Genomic DNA, 14,244 nt, shown 5'->3' with positions numbered 1-14,244 from the left:
ATAAATGTCCGAAGGTGTCGCTACACTGGAGGCATGGAAGAGATCGCGCCGATGAGCGAAGACAGCGACCAGCTGTCCGCGCTCGCGTCTCTCGTCGCCGACACCGAGACGGTGCTGGCGGCGGTCTCGGCGGCGCAGGTGGCTGAAGTGAAGCTGCTGGCGCGAGCCGGGCAACTCGCCGAGCGTCAGGCTGCCACCCAGCGGGGCTCGGTGCGCGTGCACGACATGGCCCTGCGTTCGATCGCCGCCGAACTCGGGGGAGTGATGCGAGTGACCGACCGCACCGTGCAGCAGCGCATCGGCGAGGCGCGTGAGCTCGTCGAGAGCTACCCCGCCACCCTCGACGCCTGGGAGAGCGGGCGCCTCACTCGCGCTCACGTACGGGTGATCATGGATGCCGGGGCGCCCGTGCCTGCCGATCGCCGGGCCGAGTTCGAGGCGGAGGCGATCCGGCTGTGCGCCGGCGACACGCCCAACCGCGTGCGTTCTGCCGTCGAGATCCTCGCCGAACGCTGCGCCGAGCGCTCGTTCACCGAACGGCACGCAGAAGCGAGCCGCGGCCGACGGGTGCGCGTGGTGCCGGGCGCCCAGGGCATGTCCGACCTCATCGCGACGGTTCCGACCGTCATTGCGGAGGGGGTCATGGACCGCCTCACGCAGCAGGCGACGGTCATCATCGATGCGCGCACCCCCGACGACGACGACCCGCGCACGACCGATCAGGTGCGTGCCGACGTGCTCAGCGACCTTCTCCTGACGGGCGCGCCGGCGCTCGATCCGACCGCCTCCGGCGACGGGCCGGGAACGCTCGGTGCGATCCGCGCCCAGGTGCAGGTCATCGTGCCGGCCCTCATCCTCCTCGGCGCCGACGAGGGGCCCGTCGACCTGGTCGGGCGCGCACCCATCGACGCCGACACCGCGCGGTGCCTCGCTGCCGAGACCCACTCGCTCGCGCGCGTGCTCACCGATCCCGTCGACGGCACCGTCATCGCGGTCGACAGGTACCGCACCGCGGGACCGCAGCGGCGATTCCTGCGCGCCCGCGACCAGCACTGCCGCTTTCCCGGATGCCGCCGCGCGGCCATCCGCTGCGAGATCGACCACACCATCGACCACGCCCGGGGCGGACCCACCGCCCTGGGGAACCTCGCCCACCTGTGCCAGCGACATCATTCGATGAAGCAGTTCACCGCCTGGACGGTGCGACAACACCCCGGGGGAGTCCTGGAGTGGACCTCGCCGACCGGTCGCCTCTACCGCGAGGACGCACCCATCCCACCGGTCACGTTCGTCATGAGTCCCGCGCCACCGCCGGCGATGGCCGATTCCGTACCGCCGTTCTGATCCGCGCACGTCCGTCCGGCGTTCCCGCGCGGTCCGGTCGCCTCAGGAGTGCGGCGCGGCCGCCTCCGACGAACCCGGCGCCACCACGCCCGGCACATCCTCGAGGGCGTAATACACCGGCAGCCCGCGCGACTCGGCGATCGCGACATCCTGATCCGCACCGCGCGACTCTCCCGGCAGACGCAGCACCGCGTCGCAGCGCTGCAACAGGCGCTCCGCCGTCGGATACATGACCTCCGCGGCCAGCGGATCGGTCGGGCCCGTCGCCCCCGCACTCTCGAGCACCGGAAGCGCCACCCATTCGCCGATCATGGGCACATGGCCGGCCCGAAACAGCGGCCACGCCGCCGTCTCCAGCCGCTTCAGGTTCTGCGCCATCAGCGCGGGGTCACCATCGGTGCCAGACGCGTAGGGCCCGGCGATCAAAATCATCAAAGACGCGGTCATGTCGGTTACACTACGACATAACGTGCAAAAACAAGAAAGAACGTGAATGCTCGCCGCTGCTCGCAAAGACCTCCTCCTCGACCGCCTCCGCCGCGATGGTCGCATCGTCGCCAAAGAGATCGCCGCCGAACTCGGCCTCTCCGAAGACAGCATCCGTCGCGACCTCCGCGACCTCGATGCCGCCGGTCTCGCCGTACGCGTCTACGGCGGCGCCCTGCCGGCCTCGCCCGCGGTCGTCGACTACGCCGCCCGCACCGCCGTCGCCCCCGACAGCAAACGTCGTGTCGCCGCCGTCGCCGCATCCCTCATCGAGCCCGGCGCCACCGTCATCCTCGACGGCGGCACCACGAGCCTCGCCCTCGTCGACGCGCTCCCGCGCACCCAACCCGGCACGATCATCACCCACAGCCCCACGATCGCCGCTGCCCTCCTCGACCACGCCGTCGACGTCTTCCTCATCGGCGGCCAGCTGTTCAAGCACTCCGCCGTCGCCTGCGGAGCCGCTGCCGTCGAAGCCGCCGGCCGCATCAGTGCCGACCTCTTCTTCCTGGGCGTGACCGGCATCCATCCCACCGCCGGGCTCACCACCGGCGACGCCGACGAAGCCGCCATGAAACGTGCGCTCGCCGGCCGCGCCGCCGACACCTACGTGCTCGGCAGCGACGAGAAGATCGGCACCGCCTCTCGTTACGGTGTGCTCGACCTCGACGCCGTCACCGCGATCATCGCCGACGTCTCCGACGCCGACCCGACCGCGCGCGAACTCGCCGCGCGTGGCCTCACCCTGCTTCACGCGCGCTGACTCAGACGGCGATCATCACGAGGCTCGCGATCGTGCCGACCGGATGATCCGGCCGCACCGACAACGTCGCCTGATTCGCCCGCACGGCATGGCGAGGAGCCAACGCCGGGTCTCGCGTCGTCGTGCGGTGATCGTCCGCGCCCATGAGATGCGCCAGCTGGCGCCGTCGCTCGTCGTCGCTCGTGTGCACGCCGTCGTCGGCCACCGAGACCGTCGTGCGGTGATGATCGCGATGCGCTCGCACCACGATTCTGCCCGCCGTCCGGCAGTGACCGATGGCATACGACAGCAGGTCAGCGAGCACCTGACGCAGCTCGGTCTGTTCGAAGCGCACGCTGCCACAGCCCTCATCGATCACGTGCAGCGCCACGCCCCGCGCCGCCGCGACGCCGAGGAACACGCCGCACACGTCCGAGAGCGCCGCCGACACGTCGCTCGGGGGGATAGAGCGCGCGGTGTCTTCCCGTGCCGTCCGGAACAGATCATCGACCATGTCGACCAGCTGCTGCGTCGCCCGGCTCAGCCGTCCGCCGATCTCGCCGGCTCGGGTGTGCGACTCCAGAAGATCGGCATAGCCCGCCACCGTCGTCAGATGCCCGCGCAGGCGGTGCGCCGCATCGCGGAGGAAGTCGTCGCGGATCCGTGACGCCTCGAACACGGTCGTCATGTCCCGCGCCACGATCACCGCACCTTGCCGGGCCCCGCGCTGATCCCGGAACGGGCGGGCAGCGATCGACATCGCGCGCTGCTCCACCCCTTCACCCACCCACGTCGTGTACGGAATCGCATTGCCTTTCGAGGCCACCTCACGCAGCAGCTGCGGCCCCAGCGCGATGGGCGTGACCCGATCGGCGTGGAAGAAGCGCAGGTCACGGTACTCCGCGCCGGCGCTCAGCTTCTCGGGCAGACCGGCCCGTGCGAACGCCGCGCGCGCCGGATCGTTCAGGCGCCGGGGGATGCCGCGCTCATCGGTCACGATCACCGCTTCGCCGACGATCTCGTTCAGCGTCGACAGGACGAGCGGTCCGTCCTCGCAGGCACGGCGTGACCGGCGGCCCCAGCCGCGCGCCGCCGATCCGGTTCTCCTGCTCGCCATGCTCATGGGTCCTCGTTCCGTGCTCGCCACGGTGTGCTGCCCCCTCGACGGTTCTAGCAGACGGCGTCGCCGGCCCCCGAGCGCATCGGTGGCCACGGTAGGTGGAATCACCGACCCGTTGTGCGCTCCGGTGCGCGAAGTTGCCGTCTTCTTCGCCATTTGCGGACGGTGAGTCTGATAAGTGCGTGAAGATAGTCGTCGGCGGGGGGCCACTCGACAGGAGAACGCACATGCCATGCCCGCGCCCCCGATCGCTCCGCCCCCACCCGACCCCGCGATCGTGACAGGGCAGCTCTCCATCCTCGACGTCATGATCGTCGAGGATCAGCCCCTCTTCCGCGAGATGCTCGCCGTGCTGCTGGCCGACCAGAACGGTTTGCGGGTCCGCGCTGTCGCCTCCTCGACGGAGAGTGCCCGTCACGTCGACGTGCGCACTCTCGACGTCGCCCTCATCGACCTTCGCCTGCCCGACGGCGACGGCATCCGGCTGGGCAGGGAACTCCGGCTGCGTCGCCCGGGTCTCGGCATCCTCGTGCTCTCCGCGTCCGACTCGATCAGCACCCTCCTCGACGTCCCCGGCAGTGAAGCCGCCGGGTGGGGCTTCCTCTCCAAGAACTCCTCGCTGTCGGCATCCGCACTCGTCTACGCCATCCGCGCCGTCGCGGCGGGGCGTACCGTGCTCGACCCGGCCATCCGGGCCCAGCGCGAGATCCGCCGCAACAGCCCGCTCACCCGGCTCAGCCGGCGACAGCGCGAAGTCGTCGCTCTCGTTGCCGACGGCTTGACCAACGCGGCGATCGCCGACCGACTGGGAATCTCTCCCCGCTCCGTCGACGCGCACCTCAACGCGGCCTACGGCCTGCTGGGCATCCCGGCCAGCCGTGAGCGCAACCCGCGCGTCGAAGCCGTACGCAGCTACCTGCAGCACACCACGTCGTCCTGGACCTCGGCGGGATGACCCGGTCGCGCCCCTCGCGCGACTCCCGCGCGGATGCCGGGACCGACCATCGGATCGTGCTGGTCGCGACCGCCGCCGCCACGCTCGCGGTCACGATATACACCAGCCTGCAGGCGTGGCTGCTCAACGGCTGCACTGCCGCCCAGGGTGTCGGTGTCGAGGTCTGGGCAGCGGTGGGCGCGGCCGTCGTCGCGCCCGTCGTCATGCTCTCCGCCGTCCACGTCCTGCGGCCCGAGCGCTACGGCTACCTCGCGCGGTTCCTGTCCGTCGTGGCGATCGCGGTCGGCGCGGCGCTCACACTCGCAGCCGCTCGAGCGGCGCTCGCGGCGCTTCTCGCCCCGGATGCCGTCGCGCCGGCCCGCATCGGCGAGTACATCAGCGCCACGGTGGCGGCGGCGTGCGCGGTCGGCCTCGGCCTCGTGCAGGTGGACGTGGCGCGACGCATCCGCCACGCCGAACGGGAGCAGTCGATCGCCCAGGCCCGGGCCGCCGGCCTGGTCGCCGAACTGCAGGAGGAAGAGCTGCGCCTGCGCTACGAGCTCGCCGAGACGATCCACGGCAGCGTACAGGGCACCTTCGTCGTCATGGAGGCGCGACTGCGGCATCTGGCACTGTCGGCGCAGCACGCCGATGCGGGCATCGCCGGCGAGCTCCACGCCGTCGCGGCCCAACTCGAACGGCTGCGCGAGAAGGAACTGCGCGCCCTCAGCGGAAGGCTCTACCCCGTCGACCTCGAGCGCGGACTTGCCCCGGCCGTTCGCGCGCTCGTCGTGCGTCTTCCGCCGTCGGTCGCCGTCACGGCGCCCGATGACGCCGTCTTCGCGGCTTTCGAGAGTCGCCTCTCCCACGAAGCGCGCGTTCTCGTGGTGCGTGTCATCGAGGACGCCTTCTCCAACGCACTGCGCCACGGTTCCGCCGACCACGTCATCATCACGGCGCGCGAGAGCGGCAGCACCCTGCACGTCGTGGTCAGCAACAACGGCTCAGCGCCCCCGGCGACACCGTCGCTGTCGGGGCTGGCGCGCCTCCGGCGACGCGCGCAGGTGCTCGGGGGAGAGCTGGTGCTCGCGCCGCGCCACGGGGGGCGTTCGCCCTCGGGAGCCCGTTTGGCGCTCACGCTCCCGATGCTGAGCGTGGAAAACGCCCGGCGGGCCGCGGCATCCGCCGGCGCCACAGCAGCACAGCGCACACCGCCCCCTGCACCATGACGACGGCGCTGATCGTCGACGCGATCACGCCCGCAGACTGATCCGCCGCGGTCAGCAGATCGAAGCCGGCGTGCCAGAGCACCACGGGGACGATGCTCCACCGTGCGCCGGCCGTCATCCACGACAAGACGAACGATCCGAGCACGAGGGCCAGCATCCAGCCGACGATGCCGGCGCCCATCGCCTGATACGTCGGGTTGAAGAAGAACGCCGGACCGTGCCACACGATCCAGACCGCGGCGACCAGCACCGACGCCCAGAACACCGATACGCGCTCCGCGAGCACGGGAAGCAGCCATCCGCGCCACCCGGCCTCCTCACCGAGGCCGAACGTCGCCGCCCAGACCAGTGCGACCAGCGGCCAGGCAAGGCCCGGCAGCTTGCCGGTGGTGCCGAAGGCGGCCGGGTCGGGCCAGCCGCCGGCGGCGAAGGCGGCGGTGAAGAAGCCGATCAGGTAGTACAGCGCCGGCATCCCCAGCGCGGCGAACCACCAGAATCCGCCGAACCGCAGTCGCAGGATGCGTCGTGCCCACCGCGCCACGGCCGTCGGTCCCGCCGCGAACCAGGTCGCCGCCACTGCTCCGACCGCCGGTCCCACCGACGCGACGAAGAACGTGGCCGGCACGGTGTCGAGCGTGCCCGACGGCGCTGCGCGCGCGTCGACGAGAAGCGGCAGCCACAACCCCCAGGTGATGGCGAAGGTGACGCCCAGGAACACCGCCACGGTGCCGCGCCGTGCGGGCGCCGCGATCCCCGCCGGTGGGTACGCGCTCATGCGTCGAGTCAACTCCGCCCCTCGCGGCGCAGCCAGCGGCCGTGGCCGTGACAATCTGCCCAGGCGGGAACGCTCCCACGGCGACCAGCCGACCCCCCGGGCACCTTGCCGGTACGTGCTTTCGCGTAAAACTCTCGTGAAATCGCGGATATCGGACGATGCGCTCTTTCGCGCTGCGACACAATGATGCTGCGCCCGGTCTTGGGGCCGGCGCGACCCATCCGTTTCTGGGAACGGAGCACTTTCTGCAGCGCTGCGCCTCCCCCTCACAGGATGCGCTGGGCCTGCGGCGAGCGGGGTCGGATCCTGGGGAAAGAGGAATGACGATGAGTCGAGCCGGCGACGCTCGCATTGTGGAGATCTACGTCAACGCCCACTGGCAGCCAGCGCCCTCCCGCCGTTACCTCGACCCGCCCACGGCCCGCCAGTTGCGCGCCGAGGGGATCACGATGGTGCGTGTCGCTCCCAGCCTCTGGAGCCGCATCACCGGCCGCGCCGCCGGGCTTGCCGGCCGTGACATCTCCGTCGCCCGATACCTCGCGACCACCACGCACCGCGGCGGCGACGCCACCGCCCGGGCGTGATCGACCGGCCGCGCTCCGTGCGCGTCCTCGTCGTGGAAGGGCAACCCCTCCTTCGCGACCTGCTCGCACGCCTCATCGATCAGCAGTCGGGCATGCGTGCCGTCGCGCTCTGCGACTCTGCCCGCACGGCGATCGAGGCGACCGAACGGGCGATCGACGTGGCCCTCATCGGTCCGCACGTCCCGGGCGGGGGCGGTGTCCCGCTCGGTGAAGCACTGCGTGCCCGCTCGAGCCGGCTCGGCATCGTCGTGCTGGCGGCGCCCGAGGCGCGCGATCGTCTGCGTCATGGGCCGGCGGAGGACGCTGCCGGCTGGGCCGTGCTCTCCAAGAACCTCTCGCTGACATCCCCCGCTCTCATCTACGCCCTCAGGTCGGTCGCCGCCGGGCGTCGCGTACTCGACCCCGCCATCCGGGCGGAGAGCGTCGAATGGCGCGAGAGCCCCCTCTGCCGCCTCAGCGCCCGTCAGCGCGAGGTGCTCGCCCTCGTCGCCGAGGGGCTCAGCAACACGGCGATCGCCGGGCGGCTCGCCCTCTCGCCGCGCTCGGTCGAAGCGCACCTGCGGGCGGCCTACGCCGTGCTCGGCGTCGGGTCCGACTCCGCGCGCAACGCCCGAGTGGATGCCGTGCGCGCGTATCTCGCGCACGGGGGATCGGAGTTCGCGAACGCGGTGGGTGAGATTCCTCTCATATAGCCCCACGAGTCGCCTCCGGTGGTCGATGATGGGCGTGCCCCATCCCCATGCGGTGACGAACCCCAGATGTCACCACGGGAAGGCGGTCGCCCTGCCCCTGCCGGGGGGCTGGCGCGGGGCGACCGCATCCCTCCGTCCGACGGTCGAGCACTTACGTCGTCGGACGGTCCGTCCGCGCCCCGGCGAGCGTCTCCGCGAAGACCGCGAGCACGATGCCCAGGCAGGCCCCGGCCGTGTTCGCGATGATGTCGAGCACGCTCGGCGTCCGCGCGGACAGCGCGATGGCCTGTCCGGTCTCGATCGTGACGGTCGTGAGGAAAGCGATCGGCATCACAAGCCAGCGGTCGCGCGCGAGGATGAGCGTCAAGAGGAACCCCAAGGGCACGAACAGCAGGATGTTCGCCCCGAACTCGATCCGCGCGTAGGTCAGGAGCGGGAAGACCCGCGTCACCGCCCGCAGCAGCGGCCCGGCGCCGGAGTCCACGGGCGCCGGCCAGAATGCGATCAGCGCGAGGGCGATCACGTATGCGGACAACCACGCCCGGGGGCTGCGTACCGACCGCGTCACCGTCGGGCGCCACCGCTGCACGTGAGGCGCCGACAGGGGTGGACGCCCGTGCGCTCTCGCCATGGCAGCTTCCCTTCTTTCGGGTCGCCCCTTCACGACGAAAATCCGTGCTGGATTATAAGAACAAACCTCTCCCCTATATGTAGACGAATGGCTACACTGACTACTACTTGGGGGTAGGAATGGTGGGGTGCAGCTGATGGCCCGTAGCGGTCCGCGCGCGGTCAACGTCGTGCCAGCGTACTGGGATACGGCAGGCAGTGGTCGCTTCTTCACGCGATGGAGCGCCGTCGCGTCGTTGCCGGTATCGACACTCCTGCTCGTCCCCGTCGTCCAGGGCACTCGTGACGGCTATGTGCAAGGCATCGCCGCGGCTCTGCTCAGTTGGGTCGTGCTCGCCCTTCCCGTTCTCGTTGTGGCCGGCGCAGAACGTCGAATGCGTGATCACCGCTCTCGTGCCATCCTCGTCGCCGTCACGCTCCTCGTCGTCGCCATCGTGCGCCCGATACTCAACGAGACGTTCGTCCACGTCCTCTTCGGTGGCCGCTCCGGCGGCGTGTGGGCAGCGCGCATCGGCACCAACATCATCGTGGCGTTCGGGCTGTTCACCCTCGTCGCGATCATCACGACCCAGTATCAGCAGACTCGTGCAACCGCCGACCGTCTCGCCCACGCCCTGGGTCGCCTGGAAGCCGCGACGGGGCAGGTCGTCACCGACGATCGCGACGCCCGGCTCGTCATCCGTGGCATCGTCGCGGAGCTTCGTGCCGAACGTGACGCGATGCTGGCACGGGACGTCGACTTCGACGCCGTGCGCGACTTCTCCGAACGCGTGCGCGCCGCGAGTCACCGGCTGGAGGAGATGGCCGCGGGCAGTGCACCGGTTCCCGCACTGTGGGCGCCCCTCTCGCGCACGGCGCGACGCCGTCACGGGCTCGAGCGCCTCCAGCCGACGCCACTGCTGTGGGTCGGAGCGCTCTACCTCCTCATGAGCGCGCCGTATCTGCTGACGGTGGGAGACGTCTTCGACGTGGTCATCGCGGGCGTCGCCATCTTCCTGCTCGATCTCGCCGCCGGTGCCGTGCTTCGCGCATTGCCGGGCGACGTCCGCCGTGGCCGAGGAGCGATCTTCCTGCTCGTCTGGATGCTGGCCGGCATGACCGCCGCGGTCGTGGGGCGTCTCCTGCTGCCGGACACCGGAGCGCTGATGATCATCCCCGTGTTCGCGATGCCGCTGGCAGCCATCGTCCTCTCGCTCGCCATCGACACGTATCGCTGGGCTCGCACCGACGAGGTCGACGCCACCCGCGAACTCGCCCGTGCCGCGGTCGACTTCGCCGACCGTGTGCGTCGCGCGCAGGCGCCGTTGCACCACGCGGCATCCACCCTCCACGGGCGCGTGCAGGGGCGCTGCGTCATCTTCGCCGCCCGCGTCGACGAGCACGCGCCGACGGCGGACGACATCGCGCAGTTCCGTCTCGAGACCGACCGGGCGCTCGACGAGGTGCTCATCCCCGCGGGCACGTCGGAGATCGACACCGTCGGAGCGTTGCGGCGGATGCTCGCGGGATGGGAGCCGATCATGGCGCTGGAGACCCGCATCGACGACGCGGCCGCGTCGGCCGTGGACGGCGCCGACGCCGCGCCCATCGTCTCGGAGGTCGTCAACGAGGCCCTCGTCAACGCGGTCAAGCACTCCGGTGCGCGCGCCGCGCGGATCGACATCTCCACGGATGCCGGGGGAGACCTCCACGTGCGGGTTGCGTCGGCCGGAGAACTGCCGCGCGCCGTCATGCCCATACGACCGTTTGCGGGACGCACGCTTCTCTATCAGGACGGGGCGGAGGTCGTCCTCGAGTCGACCCTGCCGGCCACCCTGATCGCCGCCCACGCCTGAGTCGGCACGTCATCGGGCCGTCGCTCGCGCGACACAGAGCGATCCTCTGCGGGCGCTATGATCGCCCCACGCGCGCGTCGCTGCACGCCTCGGAGCAGACCCCCCTTCACGCCCCGCAGGAGATCGCATGTCCCTTCGCTACAAAGCCGTCATCCCCGCTGCGGGTCTCGGCACGAGGTTCCTTCCCGCCACCAAGGCGATGCCGAAAGAGATGCTGCCGGTCGTCGACAAGCCCGCGATCCAGTACGTCGTCGAAGAGGCGGTCGCCGCCGGCATCCGCGACGTCCTCATCATCGTCGGACGCAACAAGAACAACATCGCCAACCACTTCGACTCCGTGCCCGAGCTCGAGACGGCACTCACGACGAAGGGCGACACCGCCAAGCTCGGCAAGGTCGCCCACTCCTCACAGCTCGCCGACATCCACATCACCCGCCAGGGGGAGCCGCGCGGGCTCGGACACGCCGTGTCGCGAGCGGCGTCGTACGTCGGCGACTCCTCCTTCGTCGTGATGCTCGGAGACGACCTCATCGACGAGCGCGACCCGCTTCTTCCCGCCATGCTCGCAGTGCACGAGCGCACCGGCGGTGCCGTCGTCGCGCTCATGGAGGTCGATCCCGAGCAGGTCCATCTCTACGGCGTCGCCACGGTCGGAGCGCGCAGCGACGACGGATCTGTCCGCATCCTGGATCTCGTCGAGAAGCCGGCTCGTGAGGACGCCCCCTCCACTCTCGCCGTCATCGGCCGCTACGTGTTGGGTCCCGAGGTGTTCGGCGTGCTCGCGCACACCCCGCCCGGCAAGGGCGGCGAGATCCAGCTGACCGATGCGCTCCGCGAGCTCGCGGCCGATCCTGACGGCCCCGGCGTCTACGGTGTCGTCTTCAGCGGGCGCCGTTATGACACCGGTGACCGTGTCGACTACATCAAGGCGATCCTGCAGCTCGCGTGCGACCGCGACGACCTCGGTCCCGAGCTGCGCCCGTGGCTCAAGCAGTTCGCCGCGGGCTTGGATTCCGTGCCCGCTTCTCCGGCTCAACCTGCGGTGCAGACGGCATCCGACCGATAGTCTGGTGACAGACAACACAGGAACAGTGAGCCTCGCCAGCAGAGCCTGTCCCCCCAACCCCCGGTAGTGTCCCCACACGACCGGTTGGCGGTCGCCGACCCCCCGCGTGCGGCCGCCGCGACCGAGGAGCCGGAGTATCCCTTCGACTCCTCGGTCGCCCTTTTTTCACGGCATGTTCCGGACCGTTCCGCCCGCGTCCTCTCGGCGGGTTTGGCTGTGATGAGCTCGTAGCGTAGACTTTCCCTTTGGTGCTCGTGCTGCCTGCGGCCGACACCACGAACGTGAGCCCTCCACTGGCGTGTTCACCTGCCCGTATCTCATATGCGCGCAGCGAACCACCCCGGAGCGGGATTCACGAACCTCTCCGTTCGAATCAAGAAAGCAGCACTACTGTGACGCGCACCTACACCCCCAAGGCCGGTGAAGTGACCCGCGAGTGGGTCGTCATCGACGCGACCGACGTCGTTCTCGGACGTCTCGCCTCGCACGCCGCCGCCATCCTCCGCGGCAAGCACAAGCCCACCTTCGCGAACCACATGGACACCGGTGACTTCGTCATCGTCGTCAACGCCGAGAAGGTCGCCCTCACGGGTCAGAAGCTCCAGAAGAAGATGGCCTACCGCCACTCGGGCTACCCGGGTGGGCTCACGGCCACCTCCTACGCCGAGCTCCTCGAGAAGAACCCGGTCCGCGCCGTCGAGAAGGCGATCCGCGGCATGCTCCCCAAGAACAGCCTGGGCCGCCAGCAGCTGTCGAAGCTGAAGGTCTACGTGGGCGCCGAGCACCCGCACGCGGCCCAGCAGCCCACCCCGTACACCTTCGGCCAGGTCGCTCAGTAAGCGCGCCGAGAGACATAAGGACAACTCATGGCGAAGATCGCTGACTCCATCGAAGAGAACACCCTCGACAACGCGGAGAGCTACACCACCGAGAGCGCTCCGGTCGAGGCCGCTGCCGCGCCCCGTCCGGTGCTGTCGGTTCCCGGTGCCGCCGTCGGCCGCCGCAAGCAGGCCATCGCGCGCGTCCGCCTCATCCCGGGCTCCGGCACCATCACGGTGAACGGCCGCACGCTCGAGGACTACTTCCCCAACAAGCTGCACCAGCAGCTCATCAACGACCCGTTCACGGTGCTCGACCTGGCCGGCGGCTACGACGTCATCGCCCGCATCTCCGGCGGTGGCCCCTCGGGTCAGGCCGGTGCGCTGCGCCTCGGCATCGCCCGCGCGCTGAACGAGATCGACGCCGAGAACAACCGCCCGACCCTCAAGAAGGCCGGCTTCCTCTCGCGCGACGCCCGCGTCAAGGAGCGCAAGAAGGCCGGTCTCAAGAAGGCCCGCAAGGCTCCGCAGTACTCGAAGCGCTAAAGCGTCATGGCGCTGTTCGGGACGGACGGTGTGCGGGGCCTGGCCAATGGCCCCCTCACCGCCGACCTTGCGCTCACCCTGGCCCAGGCGACTGCCGTCGTCCTGGGCCAGGGCCGTATCGCCGAGGCGCGCAAGGCCGCGGGCAAGCGGCTCACCGCCGTCATCGCGCGCGACCCTCGCGTGTCGGGGCACTTCCTTTCGGCTGCGGTCGAAGCGGGTCTGGCGTCCTCCGGCGTCGACGTACTCGACGCGGGCACGCTGCCGACGCCCGCGGCGGCCTACCTCATCGGTGACATCGATGCCGACTTCGGCGTCATGATCTCGGCATCCCACAATCCTGCCCCCGACAACGGCATCAAGATCTTCGCCCGCGGCGGCGTCAAGCTCCCCGACGAGGTCGAGCGACGCATCGAAGAGGCGATGGCGGGGGAGAAGCTGCGTCCCACCGGTGGCGACGTCGGTCGGGTGGTGCGCTTCTCGGATGCCGAGGACCGCTACGCGATCCACCTGCTCGCGTCCCTGCCCCATCGCCTTGACGGGCTGCACGTCGTGCTCGACTGCGCGCACGGCGCGGCATCCGGCGTCTCCCCGGAGACCTTCCGCAACGCGGGAGCGAAGGTCACCGTCATCGGCGCCGACCCCGACGGCATCAACATCAACGACGGCTTCGGATCGACGCACCTCGAGAAGCTGTCTGCGGAGGTTGTGCGCACCGGCGCCGACGTCGGCATCGCCCACGACGGCGACGCCGACCGGTGCCTGGCGGTGGATGCCGAGGGGCGCGTGATCGACGGCGACCAGATCATGGCGATTCTCGCTGTCGCGATGAAACGCGACGGCCGGCTCAAGAACGACACGCTGGTCGCGACCGTCATGAGCAACCTCGGGCTGCACCGCGCGATGGCCGCGCAGGGCATCGCCGTGGAGCAGACCGCGGTCGGCGACCGCTACGTGCTGGAGCGGATGAACGAGGGCGGCTATTCGCTCGGCGGCGAGCAGAGCGGTCACGTCATCATGAGCCGCTACGCCACGACCGGCGACGGGGTGCTGACAGGACTGCACCTGTGTGCCGAGATGGCGCGGACCGGGCGCTCGCTGGCGGAGCTCGCGTCGGTCATGACGGTCTTCCCGCAGGTGCTCATCAACGTGCGCGGCGTCGAGCGCTCCCGCGCGACCGACGCCGACGTCCTCGCCGGAGTTCAGGTCGCCGAAGCGGCTCTCGGGGACAGCGGGCGGGTACTGCTGCGCCCGTCGGGAACCGAGCCGATGGTGCGGGTCATGGTCGAGGCGGCGTCGCACGACGACGCGCAGCGCATCGCCGAGGAGCTTGCCGACATCGTCCGCGGTTGATGCGGCGTTCGGTACAGATTACGTGCCGGTAAAAGGTCGCCGGCGCCGTAGCGCGCCGCTCGCGCGAAGCCCTAGCCTGAGCCTGCACTCACC

Annotated in this window: 15 protein-coding genes; 11 read left to right on the top strand and 4 right to left on the bottom strand. The window is 70.3% G+C overall.

What is annotated here, in order from left to right; genetic code table 11:
* Window positions 1-33: 33 nt before the first annotated feature.
* Complete coding sequence (locus tag HMPREF1529_RS02325; RefSeq protein ID WP_005050423.1) at window positions 34-1,344, top strand: HNH endonuclease signature motif containing protein; 1,311 nt, start codon at window positions 34-36, stop codon at window positions 1,342-1,344.
* Between the two features lie 42 nt (window positions 1,345-1,386).
* Here the strand turns inward: HMPREF1529_RS02325 and HMPREF1529_RS02320 are convergent, their stop codons facing one another.
* Complete coding sequence (locus HMPREF1529_RS02320) at window positions 1,387-1,791, bottom strand: DUF4406 domain-containing protein (RefSeq protein WP_231477016.1); 405 nt, start codon at window positions 1,789-1,791, stop codon at window positions 1,387-1,389.
* Between the two features lie 46 nt (window positions 1,792-1,837).
* Between HMPREF1529_RS02320 and HMPREF1529_RS02315 the strand changes: the two genes are divergently transcribed.
* Window positions 1,838-2,593, top strand: a complete 756-nt coding sequence (locus tag HMPREF1529_RS02315) for a DeoR/GlpR family DNA-binding transcription regulator (protein ID WP_005050420.1) — start codon at window positions 1,838-1,840, stop codon at window positions 2,591-2,593.
* Window position 2,594: 1 nt separating this feature from the next.
* Here HMPREF1529_RS02315 and HMPREF1529_RS02310 read toward each other — a convergent pair whose 3' ends face one another.
* Window positions 2,595-3,689, bottom strand: a complete 1,095-nt coding sequence (locus HMPREF1529_RS02310; protein WP_016463546.1) for a sensor histidine kinase — start codon at window positions 3,687-3,689, stop codon at window positions 2,595-2,597.
* A 235-nt stretch (window positions 3,690-3,924) separates the two neighbouring features.
* On the opposite strand from HMPREF1529_RS02310, the gene HMPREF1529_RS02305 reads away from it, so the two are divergent.
* On the top strand, window positions 3,925-4,647 hold the full coding sequence (locus tag HMPREF1529_RS02305) for a response regulator (RefSeq protein WP_005050418.1): 723 nt from the start codon (window positions 3,925-3,927) through the stop codon (window positions 4,645-4,647).
* A 56-nt stretch (window positions 4,648-4,703) separates the two neighbouring features.
* The gene (locus HMPREF1529_RS15485; RefSeq protein WP_232212031.1) at window positions 4,704-5,855 is read left to right on the top strand and encodes a sensor histidine kinase; all 1,152 of its coding nucleotides are present in this window, start codon (window positions 4,704-4,706) and stop codon (window positions 5,853-5,855) included.
* Here the strand turns inward: HMPREF1529_RS15485 and HMPREF1529_RS02295 are convergent.
* Window positions 5,761-6,630, bottom strand: coding sequence for a CPBP family intramembrane glutamic endopeptidase (locus HMPREF1529_RS02295; RefSeq protein WP_005050415.1), 870 nt, complete (start codon window positions 6,628-6,630; stop codon window positions 5,761-5,763). The genes HMPREF1529_RS15485 and HMPREF1529_RS02295 overlap by 95 nt on opposite strands.
* Before the next feature lie 326 nt (window positions 6,631-6,956).
* Between HMPREF1529_RS02295 and HMPREF1529_RS02290 the strand changes: the two genes are divergently transcribed.
* Both HMPREF1529_RS02290 and HMPREF1529_RS02285 read left to right on the top strand, forming a co-directional pair.
* On the top strand, window positions 6,957-7,214 hold the full coding sequence (locus tag HMPREF1529_RS02290) for a hypothetical protein (protein ID WP_016463544.1): 258 nt from the start codon (window positions 6,957-6,959) through the stop codon (window positions 7,212-7,214).
* Entirely contained in the window at window positions 7,211-7,906 is a 696-nt protein-coding gene (locus HMPREF1529_RS02285; protein WP_016463543.1) for a response regulator transcription factor, read from the top strand. Before HMPREF1529_RS02290 ends, HMPREF1529_RS02285 begins: the two co-directional genes overlap by 4 nt.
* Window positions 7,907-8,057: 151 nt before the next feature.
* Here the strand turns inward: HMPREF1529_RS02285 and HMPREF1529_RS02280 are convergent, their stop codons facing one another.
* On the bottom strand, window positions 8,058-8,537 hold the full coding sequence (locus HMPREF1529_RS02280) for a VanZ family protein (RefSeq protein ID WP_016463542.1): 480 nt from the start codon (window positions 8,535-8,537) through the stop codon (window positions 8,058-8,060).
* Window positions 8,538-8,673: 136 nt separating this feature from the next.
* On the opposite strand from HMPREF1529_RS02280, the gene HMPREF1529_RS02275 reads away from it, so the two are divergent.
* The 5 genes from HMPREF1529_RS02275 (at window position 8,674) to glmM (ending at window position 14,151) form a co-directional block, all read left to right on the top strand.
* Complete coding sequence (locus HMPREF1529_RS02275) at window positions 8,674-10,371, top strand: ATPase (RefSeq protein ID WP_232212096.1); 1,698 nt, start codon at window positions 8,674-8,676, stop codon at window positions 10,369-10,371.
* A gap of 127 nt (window positions 10,372-10,498) precedes the next feature.
* Complete coding sequence (locus HMPREF1529_RS02270; protein ID WP_016463540.1) at window positions 10,499-11,437, top strand: UTP--glucose-1-phosphate uridylyltransferase; 939 nt, start codon at window positions 10,499-10,501, stop codon at window positions 11,435-11,437.
* Between the two features lie 392 nt (window positions 11,438-11,829).
* The gene (rplM, locus tag HMPREF1529_RS02265; protein ID WP_005050409.1) at window positions 11,830-12,276 is read left to right on the top strand and encodes a 50S ribosomal protein L13; all 447 of its coding nucleotides are present in this window, start codon (window positions 11,830-11,832) and stop codon (window positions 12,274-12,276) included.
* A 27-nt stretch (window positions 12,277-12,303) separates the two neighbouring features.
* Entirely contained in the window at window positions 12,304-12,801 is a 498-nt protein-coding gene (gene rpsI, locus HMPREF1529_RS02260) for a 30S ribosomal protein S9 (RefSeq protein ID WP_005050408.1), read from the top strand.
* Window positions 12,802-12,807: 6 nt separating this feature from the next.
* The gene (gene glmM / locus HMPREF1529_RS02255) at window positions 12,808-14,151 is read left to right on the top strand and encodes a phosphoglucosamine mutase (RefSeq protein WP_016463539.1); all 1,344 of its coding nucleotides are present in this window, start codon (window positions 12,808-12,810) and stop codon (window positions 14,149-14,151) included.
* Window positions 14,152-14,244: the final 93 nt, after the last annotated feature.

The sequence above is a fragment of the Microbacterium sp. oral taxon 186 str. F0373 genome, from assembly GCF_000411455.1.
GTDB lineage: Bacteria > Actinomycetota > Actinomycetes > Actinomycetales > Microbacteriaceae > Microbacterium.
The sequence above is the reverse complement of the archived record's forward strand: the minus strand, read 5'-3'. Positions and strand labels throughout refer to the sequence as shown.

Excerpts from the sequence above, each read along its gene's own strand:
- HMPREF1529_RS02325 (WP_005050423.1), top strand. The coding sequence starts at position 34 with ATGGAAGAGATCGCGCCGATGAGCGAAGACAGCGACCAGCTGTCCGCG.
- HMPREF1529_RS02320 (WP_231477016.1), bottom strand. The coding sequence starts at position 1,791 with ATGACCGCGTCTTTGATGATTTTGATCGCCGGGCCCTACGCGTCTGGC.
- HMPREF1529_RS02315 (WP_005050420.1), top strand. The coding sequence starts at position 1,838 with ATGCTCGCCGCTGCTCGCAAAGACCTCCTCCTCGACCGCCTCCGCCGC.
- HMPREF1529_RS02310 (WP_016463546.1), bottom strand. The coding sequence starts at position 3,689 with ATGGCGAGCAGGAGAACCGGATCGGCGGCGCGCGGCTGGGGCCGCCGG.
- HMPREF1529_RS02305 (WP_005050418.1), top strand. The coding sequence starts at position 3,925 with ATGCCCGCGCCCCCGATCGCTCCGCCCCCACCCGACCCCGCGATCGTG.
- HMPREF1529_RS02295 (WP_005050415.1), bottom strand. The coding sequence starts at position 6,630 with ATGAGCGCGTACCCACCGGCGGGGATCGCGGCGCCCGCACGGCGCGGC.
- HMPREF1529_RS02290 (WP_016463544.1), top strand. The coding sequence starts at position 6,957 with ATGAGTCGAGCCGGCGACGCTCGCATTGTGGAGATCTACGTCAACGCC.
- HMPREF1529_RS02280 (WP_016463542.1), bottom strand. The coding sequence starts at position 8,537 with ATGGCGAGAGCGCACGGGCGTCCACCCCTGTCGGCGCCTCACGTGCAG.
- HMPREF1529_RS02275 (WP_232212096.1), top strand. The coding sequence starts at position 8,674 with ATGGCCCGTAGCGGTCCGCGCGCGGTCAACGTCGTGCCAGCGTACTGG.
- HMPREF1529_RS02270 (WP_016463540.1), top strand. The coding sequence starts at position 10,499 with ATGTCCCTTCGCTACAAAGCCGTCATCCCCGCTGCGGGTCTCGGCACG.
- rpsI (WP_005050408.1), top strand. The coding sequence starts at position 12,304 with ATGGCGAAGATCGCTGACTCCATCGAAGAGAACACCCTCGACAACGCG.
- glmM (WP_016463539.1), top strand. The coding sequence starts at position 12,808 with ATGGCGCTGTTCGGGACGGACGGTGTGCGGGGCCTGGCCAATGGCCCC.